This is a genomic window from Amycolatopsis coloradensis, assembly GCF_001953865.1.
GTDB classification, from domain to species: domain Bacteria; phylum Actinomycetota; class Actinomycetes; order Mycobacteriales; family Pseudonocardiaceae; genus Amycolatopsis; species Amycolatopsis coloradensis.
Genome location: NZ_MQUQ01000004.1, coordinates 360,953 through 379,068, shown reverse-complemented (window position 1 = coordinate 379,068; position 18,116 = coordinate 360,953). Strand labels below are relative to the sequence as shown.

The window sequence follows — 18,116 nt, the reverse complement described above, 5'->3', positions numbered from 1 at the left end:
GCAGATGAGCGAAGTGACCGAACCCTACGCGCCCGGAAGGCCGTGCTGGTTCGATATGACCGTTCGCGAGCCGGAACCGGTGCACGCGTTCTACCGGCACCTGCTCGGCTGGGAGTTCGAGGACAGCGAGTGGCGGTATCACCGGGCCACGATCCGCGGCAAGGCGGTCGCGGCGATCAGCACCGGAGAACCGGAGGACGACTCCCACTGGAACATCTACCTCGCCACCCGGGACACCGCCGCCACCGCGCGCGCCGTGGAAGCCGCCGGTGGCGAGGTGATCAAGGAACCGCACGACGTCCCCGGCGGCACGATGGCCATCGTCGCCGATCCCACCGGTGGATACTTCGGCTTGTGGCAGGGCGATTCCTTCGACGGCAGCGAGCTGGTGAACGAAGCGGGCGCGCCCTGCTGGGCGGAGGCGTCGAGCAAGGACACCAAGGCGGCGGGGAAGTTCTTCGCTACCGTGTTCGGCCTCGAAGCCCAACGGCCGTTCCCCAAGTACAGCTACGTCCAGCTGCGCGCCGACGGAACGGAAGTCGCCGGGATCCTCGGCTACAGCCACGAAGGCAGGCCGAAGAAGGGGCACGCGGCCTGGCTGGTGTACTTCCAGGTCGAAGACACCGACGCCGCTGTTCGCGTAGCTACCGAGCACGGCGGCACGGTGGTCGAAAAGCCGGAGGATTCCCCGTTCGGCCGCATGGCGGTCCTCACCGACCCCGCCGGTGCGCGGTTCGCCGTCATCACCCGCCCCGCTAAGTAGCCGAGGGAGATGGCAGGGAGGGCGTGTCTGGTCGCTTTGAAGTACATGAAGGCCCCCTTCCTTGCGCCAGGCGCAAGGAAGGGGGCCTTCATGTACTTCCCCGCCTCGCCAGTCGCCCAGCAAGACCGGAGAAGGTGCGAGGGTGACCGGGGTGACACCGTTCGGGGGTGACGACCACTGTCATTCCCGGCCCGCGGGCTCTGCCTCTGGTCGGCGTCCGTGGGAACTTCGCCGTCTTCGCCTTCGACGCGGTGAAGTATCTGCGGCGACTGCACGGCCAGTACGGGGAGATCGCGTCGCTCGCGCGCGGGACGACGGACTACGTCTTCGTGTTTTCGCCGCGCTACAACCAGATCGTGCTCCGTGACAGCGAACTGTTCCAGAACATCGACGCGGCGTCGACGCCGGTCCGGATGTCCGAGGACTCGCCGCTCAGCCGGCTCTACGCGGGGCTGACGAACATGAACGGCGCGAAACATCGGCGACAGCGGAAGCTGATGGCATCGGCGTTGCAGCGACGGCATATCGAGGCCTACGCGCCGGACATCGCGGACATCACCCGGCGCGCGATCGAGGGCTGGCGGGTCGGCGCGAAGGTCGATCTGCTCGCCGAAACGCGCGCGATCACCATGGCGGTGGCGGTGAAGACGCTGCTGGGGCTGGAACCCGAGCGGGAAGGCCGTGCCACGAGCTCACTCCTGCAAGACTGGATGGACACCGTGTTCTCCGTGCCCGCGCTCGCGGTCCCGGTCGATCTGCCCGGCTTTCCCTATCGCAGGCTGACAAAGCTGTCCGGGAGCCTCGAAGCCACCGTCCGCGGGCTGATCGAGGCCCGCCGTGGCGGGCAGACCGGCGGCACGGACGTGCTCACCCGGCTGACCAAGGCCAACGACGACGACGGCACCGGCCTGTCCGACGACGAGCTGATCGGCCAGACCACCTTCCTGTTCATGGCCGGGCACGCCACCACCGCCAGCGCGCTGACCTGGACCCTGCTGCTGCTCTGCGCGCACCCCGGGATCCTGGGCGACGTCATCGACGAACTCGACGGCGCCGAGGGCTCGACGCCGAAGCTTCCGTTGCTGGACAGGGTGATCAAGGAGAGTCTCCGGCTGCTGCCGCCGGTGATGTGGTGGAGCAAGGTCGCCTCGGCAACGGTGGAACTCGGCCCGCACCGGCTGGACACCGGCGCTCACGTGATCTTCAGTTCCTACATCACCCACCGGTTGCCGGAACTGTATCCCCGCCCGGACCGGTTCGTCCCCGACCGCTGGCTGGACAACGATCCCGGACCGTACGGCTACCTGCCCTTCGCCGCCGGACCCAGGATGTGCCTCGGCTCGGGGTTCGCGACGATGGAGATGCGCCAGATCCTGGCGATCCTGTTGCGGCGGTGGCGGTTCGAGATCGCGCCGGGGTCGCGAGTGGACTGCGGCGGGCTGATGGTCTCCCAGCCCAAGCGGGGGCTACCGGTGCTCCTGCGCGCGCCCGGCGGCCCGATCGCGGGCTGGACCGATCCGCGCGGCGGGATCCGGTCCATGGTCGATCTCGGCTGAGGCCGCCCAGCAACGCCGAAGAAGTAACCGCCACGAAGCCGGTGAAAGAATCGATTTCGACGGTGCGGCAAGACTTTCCGCACGGTCGAACCGAATCGCCATGGAGTTGGTTCGGCCGGAAGATCCTGCCGCGGCGACGGTTGGTTCCCGGGCGGCGACCCGGGCAGAGCGACTGATCACCAAGCTGCCACTCCCGGGAGGGTACCCATGAGCGCGACGAGTCACACGGAGAACGACCAGCAGCCCGACGAGAGCGCGCTCCAGGAACTCCAGGGCCGCTGGTTCGAGTCCGCGGGCGGACTGACGAACGGTGCCGGCACGACCAACGGCAGGCCCGTCTCCGACGTCGCGACCGCGGAGCGGGAGGAGCCCAAGGACCTCGGCGTCGCGCTGCGGGAAAACCTTTCCCTGATCACCCGGCTGCCGACCCCGGCACGGGAGCAGCTTTTCGACCAGTTCCTGGCCACCGTCTCGGGGCAGATCAACGGGACCATCACGGTTTCCCAGTCCCCGGTCAGCCAGGACCTGCGACAGCAGAACATCGACATCTTCTACAAGTACATCGAGTACGAGAACTCGCGGAACTACGAGGGCATGGAGAAGCTGTTCCACCCCACCGAGTTCCGCAGCAAGACCTACTTCGGCAACGACCCGATCAGCCCGAAGGCGCACACCAGGATGCTGCTCGGCCTGTTCCGCTCGTTCCCGGACTGGTTCATGGTGATCAACGAGATCGTCTCCGCGGACAACGAGGCCGTGGTCGGGCTGATCACCGGCCGGGGCACCCAGTACGAGGAGTTCGCCGGCAGGCCGCCGAAGGACCACCAGATCGCCATCCCCACCCTCCACGCGATCAAGGTGCGTGACGGCCTCATCGTGGAACACCGGCACATCAACCCGTTCGAAGACATCTTCGCCAATCAGATCATGGCGCCGCTCACCGAGGACATCATGGCGGTCCGTGCCCAGCAGGGCTTCGACAGCAGCATGGCGCAGCGGGCGTACGAAGCCGCGGTCGCGGCGGGCGCCGACCCGCAGAAGCTGACCGAGCTGAAGACCCTGATCGACGTGAAACGCCGCCAGTGCCAGGTTTTGCTGAAGGGCACCTTGCGGCGCTGCGCCATGATCGCCCCGCCGGGCGAGATCTACTGCGAGCACCACCAGGAGCATGGCTATGGCATCGACGGCTTGGAATAGCGCGCTCACCGGGAAAGGCCCGATCCGGCCCAAGATGAGGAGAGAGTGAAGATGACTTCCGCCAGGCAAGGCACCGAGCAGCAGAGCAGGCATCAGTCCGAAGTGGACGCGGCCGCGAACCGGCTCCGTGAGCTGCTGGGCGCGGACCTGAGCGCCGAGGAGATCGTGCAGGCGGTACTGGACGTGCCCAGGATCGAGGAGAACAAGAAGGTGCTGCTGCGCTTCCAGAAGGAAGTGTTCAACGGCCACGACTGGAGCACCGAGACACTGGCGCGGAACCTGACCGAGGATTTCGTGGACCACGCCGCGATGCCAGGGGATCCGCCGGGGTTCGAAGGCGTGCAGATGCGGTTTTCGGCATGGGCCTCGGCGTTCGAGGACCCGATGGAGGACAACATCGCGATCATCGGCGAGGGCGACCTCCTCGGTGTGATGTACAACCTGCACGCCCACCACAACGGCGAGTTCATGGGCGTGCCACCGACCAACCGCGAGGTCGTCATCCCCGGGATGGAGATCGTCCGGATCCGCGACGGCAAGATCGCCGAGCACTGGGGCATCTACGACTTCCTGCGCACCGCCGAGGAGATCGGCACCAACCTCACCTTCGTCCAGCGTGACGTGCCGGACGCGGTGAAGCGGCCCGAGGTGCCGTGGGCGGTCAAAATGACCGAGGCGGACGCCGAAAACGTGAGCACCGCGGCGGAGGACTACCTGCGCCCGGAGCGTGGGTGGTCGTCCAGCTGACCCCGCTTTCGCGATTCCACGGCCACGACGTGGGCCGGGTTGTCACACGGCCCACGTCGTGGCCGTGAGCTTGCGGACGGGGAGGAAACCATGATCTCCAGCGTGCTGAAGGTCGCCGTCTACGTCCGGGATCAGCAGCGGGCGCTGGACTTCTACACCGGCGCGCTGGGGTTCGAGGTACGGGCCGACCAGCCGATGGGGCCCGGCGCGCGCTGGATCGAGGTCGGCCCGCCCGGCGCGGCGACGGGCGTGACCCTGTGGACCCCGCCCGATCTCACCGACCGGATCGGAACCTTCACCGGGATCGTGTTCGGCTGCGCGGACATCGAGGCCGCCGTCGCCGGGCTGCGCGCGCGAGGGGTGACGTTCACCGAGGAGCCGTCCGGCCAGGCGGGCGGGGTGATGGCCACCTTCCTCGACCCCGACGACAATGTCTTCGTACTCCGCGAGAACACCTGACACGCCGGCGATGCGCCACGCGTGGGAACGGCTGCACCGCGAATACGCGACGGATCTGCTGGTGTCCTCGCTCGCCGCGGACGTCGAGCTGTCCAGCTTCCAGTTCAACCGCCGATTCGCGGCCTGTTACGGCGAAACGCCGGGACGGGTGCTCAAACGCGTCCGGATGGAGTGGGCGCAGTTCCTGCTGCGGCACAGCAGGTATCCGGTGCAGCGGATCGGGCGCAGTGTCGGTTACCGCAGTCCCGGCACCTTCAGCGATCGGTTCCACAAGTACGTCGGCTGCTCGCCCACCGAGTACCGCGCGCGCCATTTCGCCGAGGTCAGTGGATCGTGGGCGCCCTGGTACATCGCTACGCCGCGCGATCCCAGGGCACCGACGAGCTAAGCCGTGTCTCTCGATTCACCGACCGCTTCTCCGCGTCTCACGCGCTACCCCGATCCTCTCGGTACCGGCGCCCCTGCCCGTTTAAAGTACAGGAAGGGGTCCTTCCTTGCGCCTAGGTACAGGAAGGGGTCCTTCACGTACTTGGGAAGGGTTCTTCAGGACCGCGGGTCACGGCCTAACCAGCCGCGCGAAGGTCCGCGATGCGGGGAGCGCGGCTCTTGGGGGAGTCCAGACTGGTCATCCTGGCGTCGCCGAGCTGGTCCCGGACGTAGTTCTCGGTGCCGGCGATCGCCTTCTTGAGCGCCGCGTCGGGTTTGACGAACGACTGGCAGACGATCTCGCCCGCGTCGACGTCGTACTCCCACAGCCCGACCACCCGGCCGCGGTCGACGACGATCGGGCACTGCGGGTCGGTCTCGTCGCCGAGCGTCCGGCCCGGTTTGCCGCCGGGGGAATGCCTCGCGGCGTCCTCGGGGTCCAGCAGCCTGCTCAGCTCGCGGTGCAGCAGGTGGATGCCGTCGATTCCGGCGACGAGCGCGTAGGACGGTTTGCGGGGCACGGTGAACTTCTCGAACTCGCCGGAGAATTCGGCGGGCAGCAGCAGGTCGGTGTCGCCGACCGGCTCCAGGTCCAGCGGCTCGATCGCTTTCTTCGCGGCCGCCGCGGTGAGCCCGGAGAACCAGCGGAAGTGCTTTAGCGAAGCGGGTGCGGCCCAGGAGAAGTACCGCCTGGCGAGTTCGGTGCGCTGGGTGTCCATGTCCGGTCCGTCGCCGTCGAGCGGAGACGGCGTCCACGGCACGTAGCCGAATCGCTGCTGGTCGAGCCTGCCGTTCACCGGCACCCGGCGGATCCGGCCGCGCGACTGGAGCAGGCCGAGCGCGAGCGGCAGTGTCGTGGTCTGACCGCGTTTTTTGCCCTCGGCGCCGAGATTGCGGATCTCCTCGCCGACGACGTCGCGCAGCCCGGCCGCGTCGAGCGGCTCCGACGCGGACTCGAGCGCCGAGACGACGCTGTCACACAATCGGTTGATTTCCTTGGTGGTGACGCCGAGATGTTTGCCCGCCGCCGCGAGTTCGCCCTCCGGCGCGCCCGAACCCACGGTCAGCCCGAGGGCGAAGTCCTCTTTCGGCAGGATGTAGGTACAGCCGCGCGCGGACGGGAGTTCGTGCACGTCGAGGTTCGCGACGGCCTTGTCCACGACCTCGCGGTCGAGTCCGGCGCGGGCGAAGAACCCCAGGTATGGGCTGCATCCGCCCACCGAGCGAGCCCAGCCGGCGCGGCTGAGCACCTCCTCCGGCGAGGAGCCGGTCAGCGAGCCGTCGAGCCCCTGGCGGTGGGACCACCACGCGCGCAGCTTGTCGAGAGAGATCTCAGCAGTCATGCCGCCATTATGGCATTTTGGGTCCGCAGTGGATACATTCAGTGTCCCGCCGGGCCGACCCAGGAGGATGACATGATCACCAAGCTGAACACCGTCGCGCTGTACGTGACGGACCAGGAACGGTCCAAGCAGTTCTACGTCGACAAGCTCGGTTTCGACGTGACCACGGACTCGGACATGGGAGGTATGGGGCGGTGGCTCGAGGTGGCGCCCGGCGGCGGCGGGACGGCGTTCGTCCTCGCCAACGCGGAGGCCTTCGGCAAGACGGACCGGATCGGCGACTCGGCCGACGTGACCCTGCGGTGCGCGGATGTGCGGGCACTGCACGCGGACCTGTCCGGCAAGGGCGTGCCGGTGACCGAACCGGAGACGCAGGACTTCGGCACCTTCGTCACGGTGACCGACCCGGACGGTCACGAGTTCCTGATCAGCCAGGAATGAGCCCGTGACACCGCTGACCCCGGCGGCCTTCGCCCTGCTGCTCGCGCTGACCGAGGGCGAGCAGCACGGCTACCGGCTCATCGCGGACGTCGAGCGCCTCACCGGCGGCACACTGGTGCTCGGTCCCGGCACGCTCTACCGCACCTTGCAGCGCCTGCGGGTGGACGGCATGGTCGAGGAGAGCGGCACGGACGAGGAAGCGGTCCGCGCGGACCGCCGGGCCGAACGCCGCCGGAGCTACCGGATCACCCCGACGGGGTCGCGGGCGGTCCGCGACGAGGCCAGAAGACTCGCTAACCTGCTCTCGAGCGAGACGGCGCGAGCCGTTCTCCGCTCCGACGAGAGGGGCGAACGATGACCGGCTGGGCAGCTGACGAGGAGTTCGCCGGGGTCACGCCCCAGCTCACCGTCGTGGACACGGCGGCGGCGGTCCGCTTCTACGCTGCGGTGTTCGGCGCCGACGAGCTGCTGCGCAACCACGCCCCGGACGGCCGGGTGATGCACTGCGAGCTGCTGGTCGGCGGCGGCAGGCTGTTGCTGCACGACGAGTTCCCCGAGCACGGCGCCGGGCGCGGTCCGATCGCGCTCGGCGGCACCTCGGTGGTGCTGCACCTGTACGTGGCCGACGTCGACGCGGTGTTCGCCGCCGCGCTGGCCGAGGGAGCGACAGAGCTGATGGCCCCGCAGGAAGCGTTCTGGGGCGACCGGTACGCGATGATCGAGGACCCGTTCGGGCATCGCTGGTCGGTGGCGCAGCGCGCGGCCGACCCTTCGGTCGCCGAGTTGCAGGAGCGGGCCGACCGGTGGGCCGAGGACAACGCCGGGGTCTCGCCGAACGGCGCCGCCGCCACCGAACGGCGCGACTAGTGCTGTCCTGCAAGTCGTGCTCGGACTCCCTGCCGGGCGTGTCGTCCGCTCACACACACGTGTCGTCCATCTGATCACGAGCGTCGTCCACACCAGCACAACTACGAGACTGCCCCTCAGCCCACTGTGGCAAGTCATGGACGACACACGTGATCAGATGGACGACACGCTCATCGAACAGAGCGGTGCGCAATTCAGGAGAAGTTCGGCGCCGGGCACGGTCCTAGGCTGACCGGTGACCGCGCCGCTCGCGAGGCCGCTCCGCCGTGCCCTGTCCGGCGGACCCCGGCCGGTGCGGGTCTCGTCGTGTTCTCCGGTGAATCGGAGTTCCGCGGAATTACCTGAAAACATATTTCAACGGATACCGGCGAGTCGTCGCCGAATTACCCCGATGTTTATCCATTGTGGACTTTCCTGTCTTGCGCCACCTGGGTGAAGCCGTTTGACCATGTCCGGCTCGCTGTGCAAGCCTTTCCTTGGGCGTTCAACTGCGGGGGCATCGTAATTCACATGTGCTCGCGTTCATCGATATTCGCGTATCGCATCGCTCTGCCAGGGGTGCCATGTGACGATGTGGGCAGGCAATAGTCCAAGAATGGCCGACGGGTCGCCACCGGTGACGCGTGTACTCCAGCTGCCCCTGACAATGGCAGATTTCTCTCGGCGCGGATTCAGGCTGGATCGGGAAAGCGAACGTGCCGAACTGGAAAAGCATGCGCGCTATTTCTTGACCGGGTTCAATGTGGCGGCGAAATCGCGCTACGTGCATTCGGCGCTGGCGGAGATTCCGGATGCCGAACGAGGATTCGCCTATGAGGGCGCCGGGATGTTCGCGGCACTGCACGACCTCGCCGCGCTCGGCAGGGGTGGCGCGCTCGCGCGCCTTCTCAGCGGGCCGGGGGACGACTACACGCACCTGATCCATGTCGGCCACGGCTGGGCGCTGGTGCCGACGAGGCTGCCCCTGCCGGTGGCCGTCCCGGCCACTCCGCTGCTCCGATGGCTCGCCCTGGACGGAGCCGGGTTCGCGGAAACGTACTTTGGTGGCCTCCGCGCGTTGTGGCGGCGATGCCACCGGCGGCCGAGCGAACACCGGCAGGCGAGGATCGCCGGCTGCGGCCGTGCGCTGTGGTTCACCCAGGCGGCGGATCCGGTGGGAGTCGCGAGGGTGATCGCCAGAATGCCCGAATCCGCCCGCGGCCCGCTCTGGTCGGGAATCGGCCTCGCCGCGTGTTACGCGGGTTGCGCCGGGCCCGGCGCGGTCGCGGAACTGGTGCGGTCCAGCGGGCCGTACGCCCCACATTTCGGGCAGGGCGTGCTGTTCGCCGGTGCCGCGAGGTACCGGGCACGGATCGTGCCGGAGCACACCGGACGGGTGTGCGAGCAACTGTTCTCCGCCACGCCGGAGGAAATCTCCTGGTGGACGGACGAGGCGGCACACGGCCTCACCGGATCCACCGAATTGTCCGCGTACACCGAATGGAAAGCCCGGTTGCGAGAACTGGCCGAGCGGCGGTTCTGAGCCGATTTTCCGGGCGGGAGAGGTATTCGACATGCCCAAGCCGTGGCGCAGGGTGGTCCCGGTGGCGGTCGCGCTCCTGCTCTGTCTCATCGCGGGGATCTTCACCGCGAGGCCGGGACCGAGCGCGGCGGAGACCCGTTCGACGGCCGGCGGGTTCGCCTTCCACCAGGTCCCGCTGAACTCCACGCCGCCGGGCGCGCGGCAGCAACGTCGGGTGCAACCGGACCTGGAACCCATCCGCGCCTGGATCTCCGCGGTCGGGGCGGCGGTGGCGCTGGCCGATCTGCGTGGCCTCGAGCGCTCCGCCGACTTCTGCCTCGTCGACCCGCGCGACGACTCGGTCACCGTGGCGCCGGTGCCGGACGCGGGCGGGCAGGCTTATCCGAAGTTCACGCTGGACCCGCGTCCACTGGCCTACGACGAGACGATGGCCCCGATGGGCTGCGTGCCGTCCGATCTGGACGAGGACGGCCGCCAGGACCTCCTGGTGTACTACTGGGGCCGGTCACCGGTGCTGTTCCTGAACTCGGCGGCGCCGGGGACCCCGCCCGCGGCGGCGAACTTCCGGCCGGTGGAACTGGTCTCGCCCATGCAGGTGTGGAACTCCACCGCGCTGAATCTCGGCGACGTCGACGGCGACGGGCACCTCGACGTACTGGTGGGAAACTACTTCCCGGACGGTGCCAAGGTGCTCGACCCGGCCGAGGGGTCCGACGGCCGGATGTACATGCAGGACTCGATGGGCAAGGCGCGCAACGCCGGGGTGAACCGGCTGCTGCTGACCAGGCCGTCGGGCGCACCGGCCACGCTGCCGGTGATCACCGACGCCAGCACCGCGTTCCCGGACGATTCGGCGCGGTCGTGGACCCTCGCGTTCGGACTGCAGGACCTCACCGGCGACAGCCTGCCGGAGATGTACGTCGCCAACGACTTCGGCCCGGATCAGTTGCTGCTCAACAGCTCTGTGCCCGGAAGGGTCCGGCTGGCCGAGGTCGACGGCGACCGCGATCTGCTCACCCCGCGTTCGGCGGTGCTCGGGCACGATTCCTTCAAGGGCATGGGGGTCACCTTCACCTATCCCGACGGCGACCCGCTGCCGATGATCGCGGTCAGCAACATCACCACGCCGTACGCGCTGCACGAGAGCAACTTCGCCTTCGTGCCCACCGGGACCGGCGCCGACCTCGCCGCGGGCAAACTGCCCTACGGCGAGCGCAGCGAGGACCTCGGCCTGGCGAGGAGCGGCTGGGCGTGGGACATCAAGGCGGGCGACTTCGACAACTCCGGCGTCGACCAGCTCATGCAGGCGACAGGTTTCCTCAAGGGCAACCGAAATCGGTGGCCGGAACTGCAGGAACTCGCGATGGGCAACGATCAGCTGCTCAAGTACCCGCAGGCGTGGCCGAAGTTCGTGCTCGGCGACGACCTGTCAGGGCACCAGACGAACCCGTTCTACGCCAGGACAGGCGACGGCCGGTACACCGACCTCGCCGCTCAGATCGGCATCGGCGCGCCGTACAACACCCGCGGGTTCGCCTTCGGTGACGTGGACGGCGACGGCAGGCTTGACGCACTGGTCGCCAACCAGTGGGAGGATTCCTTGCTGCTGCGCAACAGCGGCCGGTCCGGCCGGGAGGCGGCGGACCTGCGGCTGGTCGTCCCCGGCGCGGCCGGTGGCGAGCGGACAGCGATCGGCGCGCGGATCGAGGCGTTCTCCGGCGACCGGACGCTGCGGACCCAGCTGTTCCCGGCGAACGGGCACGCCGGCGTCTCGGCCGGTGAGGCGCATCTGGCGCTGCCCGGCGGCGGATCCGCGCGGGCCGCGATCACCTGGCGGGACGGCACCGGCGTCCATCGGGCCGAGATCGAACTCCGTCCCGGTCACCACACCGTGCTGCTCACCTCGAACGGAACGGCGGTCCTGAAATGACGAGCACGACCGAATCGCGGCGGAACGCCGCCGCGACGGCACCGGCGCTCCCGGCGCCGCCGACGACCGTGGCGGTCCCGGATCCCGGCCCGGACAAGCGGATCAAGGCACTGCGCCGGTTCGCGATGTCGATCACGGCGTTCACCGTCGTCGGCCATCTCGTCCTCGGGTTCGAGCAGGCTCCGATCACCCCGCTGCTCGCGGTCGTGGTCGGCTACGCGACCGCGCTGCTGTTCGAGCGGCTGGACAGCTGGGCGTACGGGCGGACCCCCGAGTACGCCGGTGGTGCGAGCGCGATGGTGACTTTCCTGCTGCCGCCGCATATCACCGCGCTGGCGTGCGCGATGCTGTTGTACGGCAACGCCTCGGTCTGGCCGTACCTGATGGCGGTGGTGGTGGGCAACGCGACGAAGTACGTGGTCCGGGTGCGGTCCAGGGGAAAGCTGCGGCATGTGCTGAACCCGTCGAACTCGGGCATCGTGGTGGTGCTGCTGATCTTCCCGTGGGTCGGGATCGCGCCGCCGTACCATTTCACGAACTTCGTCACCGGCACGGTGGACTGGCTGATCCCGCTGGGCATCCTGATGCTCGGCACGATGCTCAACGCCAAGCTCACCGGCAAGGTCCCGCTGATAGTGGGCTGGGTCGGCGGTTTCGCCGCGCAGGCGGTGCTGCGGTGGCTGCTGCTCGACCACGCGCTGATCGGCGCGCTGCTCCCGGTCACCGGGGTCGCGTTCATCCTCTACACCAACTACATGATCACCGATCCGGGAACCACCCCGACGAAACCGCGCAACCAAGCGATCTTCGGTGCCTCCGCCGGACTGATCTACGGCGTGCTGGTGGTTTCGGGCGTGGTGTTCGGCCTGTTCTTCGCGCTCGTGATCACCTGCGTACTGCGCGGGCTGGTACTGGTGGTGAGCGAGCACCGGCCGACGCCGTCGAAGGACGCGCCTCGGGTCAGATCCGGGACCGGGTCGTGACCGGGGAGCCCATCGCGGTCGTCGGGATGGCCTGCCGGTACCCGGACGCCACCTCGCCCGCCCAGCTCTGGCAGAACGTGCTCGCCCGCCGCCGCGCGTTCCGGCGCATCCCGGAGTGCCGGTTGTCCCGCCGGTACCGCGGTGACCGGGCGGACGCCGATCTCACCTACGTGACCCATGCCGGGGTGCTGCGGGACTGGGCGTTCGACCGGCGGCGGTTCGGGATCCCCGGCCCGCTGTACCGCGCGGCCGACCAGACGCACTGGCTCGCGCTGGAGACCGCGGCCGACGCGCTGGCCGACGCCGGTTTCCCCGGCGGCGACGGGCTCGACCGCGACACGGCGGGGGTGGTGCTCGGCAATTCACTGACCGGTGAGTTCACCAGGGCGGCGACCCTGCGGCTGCGCTGGCCGTTCCTCGCCGACGCCGCCGCGACCGCGCTGGCGGAGGCGGGTGCTCCGGCGGGGTTGTCCGGGGACGTGCTCCGCCGGATGGAACACCTGGTCAAGCAGCCGTTTCCCGAACCGGGGGAGGAAATGCTCACCGGGACGCTGGCCAACACCATCGCGGGCCGGATCTGCAACCACTTCGACCTGCACGGCACCGGGTACACAGTGGACGGTGCCTGTTCGTCCAGCCTCCTCGCGGTGATGACCGCGGCCCGCGCGCTGGCCGCCGGTGAGCTGGACTTCGCGCTCGCCGGCGGAGTGGACATGTCGATCGATCCGCTGGAACTAATCGGGTTCTCCCGGCTCGGCGCGCTCGCCACCGACCGGATGCGGGTCTACGACGAGCGGCCGACCGGTTTCCTGCCCGGTGAGGGCTGCGGGGTGATCGCGCTGATGCGGGCGGGAGACGCCGAACGGCGGGGGCTGCGCGAGTACGCGCGGCTCGCCGGCTGGGCGTCCTCTTCGGACGGTTCGGGTGGGCTCAGTCGCCCGGAACGGGCCGGGCAGGTGCTCGCCCTGCGCCGTGCCTACCGGGCCGCCGGGCTGGCCCCGGAGTCGGCGGGCCTGATCGAGGGGCACGGTACCGGCACCGAGGTCGGCGACCGCGTGGAACTCGAGGCACTGACCGAAGTCCGCGGCACCGGCGCGGCACCTGCCGCGCTGAGCACGGTGAAGGCGAACATCGGGCACACCAAGGCGGCGGCCGGGGTGGCGGGGCTGATCAAGGCGGCATTGTCCGTCTTTCACCGGGTGCTGCCACCGGTCACCGGCTGCGAACGACCGCAGGAGTTGCTGCGCGCGGATTCCGTGCCGCTGCGGCTGCTCGCCGAAGCCGAGCCGTGGCCGGACGAGATCCCCGTCGCCGGTGTCTCCTCGATGGGTTTCGGCGGGATCAACGCGCACGTGGTCCTGCGAGGCGCGCCCGGTGGCTCGGACGGCGGGCTGTCCGCCGCGACCCGCCGCTGGTCGGCACGGCGGGAGGAAACCGAGATCGTGCTGCTCGGCGCGACGAGCCCGGCGGACCTTTCCGCCCGGCTCACCGCGCTGGCCGCGAGCGCCGGATCGCTGAGCACTGCCGAGGTCGGCGATCTCGCCGCCACCGCCTGGCGGGACGGCCCGGGGCCGGGCAAGCTGCGCGCGGCGTTGGTGGCGCGTGATCCCGACGAGCTGGCATCGGCCGCGAAGGCGGCGTCGGCCGCGACCGAGGGCTGGTCCGGCGAACCGCGGTTCGATCGGCACGGCGGTTTCGCACTCGGTTCGGCGCGAGCGGCCCGGCTGGGGCTGCTGTTCCCCGGGCAGGCCGCGCCGGTCCGCGTGGCACTTCCCGGCTGGGCGGCGGACCTCGGCGTGCCGGGACTGCCCACCGGAACGGCGGTGTCTACTGTGGACACGAGTGTGGCGCAGCCCGCGATCGTCCGGCAGTCCCTCGCCGCACTGGCCTGGCTCGCCGAACTCGGCGTGCGTGCGGAAGCCGCGGTCGGGCACAGCCTCGGTGAGCTCACGGCCCTGCGGTGGGCGGACTGCTGCCCGGCGGGAACGGCGGTGGAACTCGCCGCCGCCCGCGGCCGGATCATGGCCGAACACGGCACCGCGGGCACCACGATGGCCAGTCTCGGCATCGCGGAATCCGGTGCGACGGCGCTGCTCGCGGGAACCTCGGTGGTGCTCGCCGGGATCAACGGGCCCGCCCAGGTGGTCGTCTCCGGCCCCCGCCCGGATATCGCCGAGGTACTCCGCCGGGCGCGCGCGGAAGGCGTGACCGCGAGCGAACTGCGGGTCTCCCACGGGTTCCACAGTCCGGCCATGAGCGCGAGCGAGGAGCCACTTCGCCGAGCCCTGCGGGGATTCCCGTTGCTCGCGCCCGGCCGTCCGGTGTTCTCCACGATCACCGGCACCCGGGTGACCGCGGGCGGCGACGAACTGCGCGACCTGCTCGTCCGCCAGCTCACCGGGCCGGTGCTGTTCAGCCGTGCGCTCGCGGAACTGGCCGGGCGCTGCGATCTGCTGCTGGAAGCCGGGCCGGGCACGATGCTGACCGGGCTCGCCGAACCGGCGGGCCTGCCGGTGCTGAGCATGGACACCGGCGGTGAGCCCGCGCGGCACGCGTTCGCCACCGCGGTGCTGGCGGCCTGCGCCGGTGCGGATCTGGAGCCGTGGTTCGCGGGCAGGGCGAACCGGCCGCTGCCGCTGGACGCGGTACCGGACTTCGTGGTGAACCCGTGCGAGAACCGGACGGGCTGGGTCGACGCGCCGGAGATCGAAGCGATGACACCGGTGCCGGACGAGGTGCCCGTGACTCCCGGCGAGACCGGCACGGATCCGCTCGCCGTGCTGACCGCGCATCTGGCCACCGTCCTCGAACTGCCCGCCGGTTCGATCACCCCCGGCAGTTCGCTGCTCGGGGATCTGCACCTGAACTCGTTGCAGGTGGTGCAGATCGTCAGCACGGTGGCGGCGGAGCTGGGCAAGCGCCCGCCGGACACGCCGCTTTCGCTGGCGTCCGCGACCGTCGCGGACGCGGCCGCGGAGCTGACCGGCCTGCCGGAAGCCCCGCTGGAGACCGATTCGGTGGCCGGGGTGGCGAACTGGGTGCGGCCGTTCGAACAGCGATGGGAACCGTTCACGCCGGAGCACACCGGGCCGGTGCGATGGACGGTGCGTGCCACCGCCGGGCACTGGCTGCACGAGCTGTCCGGCGGGGCGGGCAAACCCGGCCTCGCCGTCGAAGTGCCGGAGAACGCCGGTCCCGCCGAGATCGCGGACCTGCTCGCGATGATCGCGGGCGCCGGGCCGGAGCGGTTGCTCGTGGTCCATTGTGGACACCCGGCGGCGGCGGGAATCGCCAGGAGCGCGGCGGTCGAACTGTCCTGTGTGGTGGTCGTCGCCGAACTGCCGGACCCGGACTTCCGGCCGGATCCCGCCGTGCTGACGGGAGCGGCGCCGGAACGCTACCTGGAACTCCGTTGCGAACGGGACGGATCGGTGCGCCGCGCCACGCTGTTCGCACGGCGGCAGGGAAGCGGGGCACCGGAACCGCTGACGGCGGCGGACGTCTGCCTGGTCACCGGCGGGGTCTCCGGGATCACCGCGTACGCCGCGATCGCACTGGCCGAGCGGACCGGCTGCACACTGGTGTTCACCGGCCGCTCACCGGCCGACGCGCCGCACGTGCTGGCGGGACTGGAGCGCGCCGGGGCAGGCGTGACGGCGCGCTACGAACGCTGCGACGTCGCCGACGCCGAGCAGGTGCGTGCGCTGAAAGCGCGGTGCCCTGGCCCGGTGCGCGGTCTGCTGCACGGCGCGGGCCTGAACGAGCCCCGCCGGATGAGCGAGGTCACCGCCGCGTCGCTGGCGGCGACCCTGCGGCCGAAGACCGGCGGTCTGCGGAGGTTGCTCGCCGAGTTCGGTGAAGAACTCAAGCTGATACTCGGTTTCGGCTCGATCATCGGCAGGCAGGGGCTTGCCGGGCAGTCCGAATACTGCGTCGCCAACGACTGGCTCCGCGTCGAAGTGGAGCGATGGGCGGCCGTCCACCCGTCCTGTCGGGCGCATCTGCTGGAGTGGTCGGTCTGGTCCGAGATCGGCATGGGCGTCCGGCTCGACGTGCTGGACCGGCTGCGCAGGCTCGGGATCGAACCGATCACCCCGGAGCGGGGCGTGCGGGCGATGGCCGGAGTGCTCGAAGATCCCGGATCACCGGTCACGGTCCTGCTGACCGCACGGTTCCCGGCGACACCGACCCTGTCCGCCGGAACACCCGCCGGTTCCACGCCGAGGTTCGCGGAGCGGACCCGCGTACGGGTGCCCGGGGTGGAGGCGGTGCTGGAGGCCGACCTCGCACTGGGGGCGGACCCGTACCTCGACGAGCACCGCCTCGACGGCGTGCCGGTGCTGCCCGCCGTGGTCGGCCTGGAAGCGATGCGGCAGGCCGCCGCACTGGCGGGGCACCCCGAAGGCGTGTCCGCACTGGCCGAACCGCGATTCCGGGTGCCGGTCACCATCGACGCCAAGGCCGCCAGGACCATCCGGGTCGCCGCGCTGACCGCGCCGGACGGGACCGCGGTGGAACTGCGCGACGACACCGACCGGTTCGCCGCCCCGCGGTTCTCGGCGGTGGTGCGCGAGGCACCCGAGCCGCCGCCACCGATCGAGGCCGCGGAGCCGATCACCGGGACCAGCCCGTGGTACGGCCCACTGTTCTTCCACAGTGGACGGTTCCGCCGAGTGGCCGGATACCGGCACCTGTCGGCGTTCGGGATCGACGCGTGGCTCAACGACGGCGTGCCGGGCCCGTGGTTCTCGGAGTTCCACAGTGGACAGTTGTGGCTCGGCGACCCCGCCGCGCACGACGCCACCCTGCACGCGTTGCTCGCCTGCGTTCCGCACCGGCTCGCCCTGCCGATCGGGGCCGAGGAGTTCACCGTCTGGCGCGAACCGTCCGGGCCACTGCGCGTACTGGGGACCGAGCTCGCGCATACCGACGGCGAATACAGTTTCGACGTCCGCCTCGTCCGCCCCGACGGGCTCGCGGTCGCCGGGTGGCGGTCGCTGCGGCTGCGCGCGGTGGGCACCCGCGACTGGCCGGACGGGATGCCGGTGCGGCTGATCGGCCCGTGGCTTTCCCGGCGGCTGATCGAATGCGGGATCGAGGACCGCCTGGAACTGAGCACCGATTCCGGTGCGGGAAGCCCGATCGCGCTCGCCGCGCCACCACCGGGCACCGGCTGGGCCGCCGTCCCCGTCACGGGCACCGCCGTGGGCCAGGACCCGGTGGACGGCGAACTCGCCGTGTCGCTCGCGGACAAGCTCGGCGAGGACGTCGAGACGACCGCGGCCAGGGTGCGGTCCTCTCGGGAGGCGCTCGGGGAGTCCGCGCTCACCCCGTCGCGGATCGACGAGGTCACCGAAGACGGCATCGTGGTCGCGAGTTCCGGTGCGCCGCGGGTGCTCACCGCGAAGGTGCGGGTGCTGGAGACCGGGGACGCGGTGGTGCTCGCGCTCGCGATCGGGCGGCCCTGATGCCCGCGGTCTATCGCCACGACCACGTGGTGACCCTGGACGAGACGAACCTGGTCGGCAATGTGTATTTCGCGCATTACCTGCACTGGCAAGGACACTGCCGGGAGTTCTTCCTCGCCGAGCACGCGCCGGGTGTGCTGAAGTCGCTGCGCACCGGTGACTTCGTGATGGTCACCGTCTCCTGCTCGATGGACTTCTACGCCGAGTGTTTCGCCCTCGACGAGGTCGGCGTCGAAATGACCCTGCGGGCCACCTCCGGCAACCGGATCGAGATGGGTTTCGAATTCCGCCGCGGTGCGACGCTGGCCGCGCGCGGAACCCAGACGGTCGCCTGTATGCGCCGGGCGGACGGCGGGGTCCTGCCCGCCGGGATACCGGCGGAACTGGCGCACGCGCTCGCGGACTTCAGCTGAC

General features: G+C 70.1%; 15 protein-coding genes. 14 read left to right on the top strand and 1 reads right to left on the bottom strand.

What is annotated here, in order from left to right:
* The first annotated feature begins 4 nt into the window (after positions 1-4).
* The 6 genes from BS329_RS44105 (at position 5) to BS329_RS08840 (ending at position 5,110) form a co-directional block, all read left to right on the top strand.
* Positions 5-763, top strand: a complete 759-nt coding sequence (locus BS329_RS44105; RefSeq protein WP_076157819.1) for a VOC family protein — start codon at positions 5-7, stop codon at positions 761-763.
* Positions 764-930: 167 nt separating this feature from the next.
* Positions 931-2,319: a cytochrome P450 gene (locus BS329_RS08860; RefSeq protein ID WP_076157816.1), complete on the top strand. Its 1,389-nt coding sequence runs from the start codon at positions 931-933 to the stop codon at positions 2,317-2,319.
* Between the two features lie 207 nt (positions 2,320-2,526).
* A complete protein-coding gene (locus tag BS329_RS08855) occupies positions 2,527-3,516 on the top strand; it encodes an ester cyclase (protein ID WP_076157814.1) in 990 nt (329 codons plus the stop codon).
* Between the two features lie 51 nt (positions 3,517-3,567).
* Positions 3,568-4,263, top strand: a complete 696-nt coding sequence (locus BS329_RS08850) for an ester cyclase (protein ID WP_143252927.1) — start codon at positions 3,568-3,570, stop codon at positions 4,261-4,263.
* Positions 4,264-4,353: 90 nt separating this feature from the next.
* Entirely contained in the window at positions 4,354-4,722 is a 369-nt protein-coding gene (locus BS329_RS08845; protein WP_076157809.1) for a VOC family protein, read from the top strand.
* A gap of 10 nt (positions 4,723-4,732) precedes the next feature.
* A complete protein-coding gene (locus tag BS329_RS08840) occupies positions 4,733-5,110 on the top strand; it encodes a helix-turn-helix domain-containing protein (RefSeq protein WP_076157806.1) in 378 nt (125 codons plus the stop codon).
* 175 nt (positions 5,111-5,285) lie between these two features.
* Here the strand turns inward: BS329_RS08840 and BS329_RS08835 are convergent, their stop codons facing one another.
* Positions 5,286-6,491: a DNA glycosylase AlkZ-like family protein gene (locus tag BS329_RS08835; RefSeq protein ID WP_076157803.1), complete on the bottom strand. Its 1,206-nt coding sequence runs from the start codon at positions 6,489-6,491 to the stop codon at positions 5,286-5,288.
* A 72-nt stretch (positions 6,492-6,563) separates the two neighbouring features.
* On the opposite strand from BS329_RS08835, the gene BS329_RS08830 reads away from it, so the two are divergent.
* The 8 genes from BS329_RS08830 to BS329_RS08795 all read left to right on the top strand — a co-directional run bounded on the left by BS329_RS08830 (position 6,564) and on the right by BS329_RS08795 (position 18,115).
* Positions 6,564-6,932, top strand: a complete 369-nt coding sequence (locus BS329_RS08830; protein ID WP_076157801.1) for a VOC family protein — start codon at positions 6,564-6,566, stop codon at positions 6,930-6,932.
* A gap of 4 nt (positions 6,933-6,936) precedes the next feature.
* The gene (locus BS329_RS08825; RefSeq protein WP_076157798.1) at positions 6,937-7,290 is read left to right on the top strand and encodes a PadR family transcriptional regulator; all 354 of its coding nucleotides are present in this window, start codon (positions 6,937-6,939) and stop codon (positions 7,288-7,290) included.
* On the top strand, positions 7,287-7,799 hold the full coding sequence (locus BS329_RS08820) for a VOC family protein (RefSeq protein ID WP_076157795.1): 513 nt from the start codon (positions 7,287-7,289) through the stop codon (positions 7,797-7,799). Before BS329_RS08825 ends, BS329_RS08820 begins: the two co-directional genes overlap by 4 nt.
* Before the next feature lie 571 nt (positions 7,800-8,370).
* A complete protein-coding gene (locus BS329_RS08815) occupies positions 8,371-9,321 on the top strand; it encodes a DUF1702 family protein (protein WP_341866324.1) in 951 nt (316 codons plus the stop codon).
* 31 nt (positions 9,322-9,352) lie between these two features.
* Positions 9,353-11,251, top strand: a complete 1,899-nt coding sequence (locus tag BS329_RS08810; RefSeq protein WP_076157790.1) for an FG-GAP repeat domain-containing protein — start codon at positions 9,353-9,355, stop codon at positions 11,249-11,251.
* The gene (locus tag BS329_RS08805) at positions 11,248-12,234 is read left to right on the top strand and encodes an RnfABCDGE type electron transport complex subunit D (RefSeq protein ID WP_208619179.1); all 987 of its coding nucleotides are present in this window, start codon (positions 11,248-11,250) and stop codon (positions 12,232-12,234) included. Before BS329_RS08810 ends, BS329_RS08805 begins: the two co-directional genes overlap by 4 nt.
* Complete coding sequence (locus BS329_RS08800) at positions 12,231-17,702, top strand: type I polyketide synthase (RefSeq protein ID WP_076157787.1); 5,472 nt, start codon at positions 12,231-12,233, stop codon at positions 17,700-17,702. Before BS329_RS08805 ends, BS329_RS08800 begins: the two co-directional genes overlap by 4 nt.
* The gene (locus BS329_RS08795) at positions 17,702-18,115 is read left to right on the top strand and encodes an acyl-CoA thioesterase (protein ID WP_076157785.1); all 414 of its coding nucleotides are present in this window, start codon (positions 17,702-17,704) and stop codon (positions 18,113-18,115) included. Before BS329_RS08800 ends, BS329_RS08795 begins: the two co-directional genes overlap by 1 nt.
* The last annotated feature ends 1 nt before the right edge of the window (position 18,116 follow it).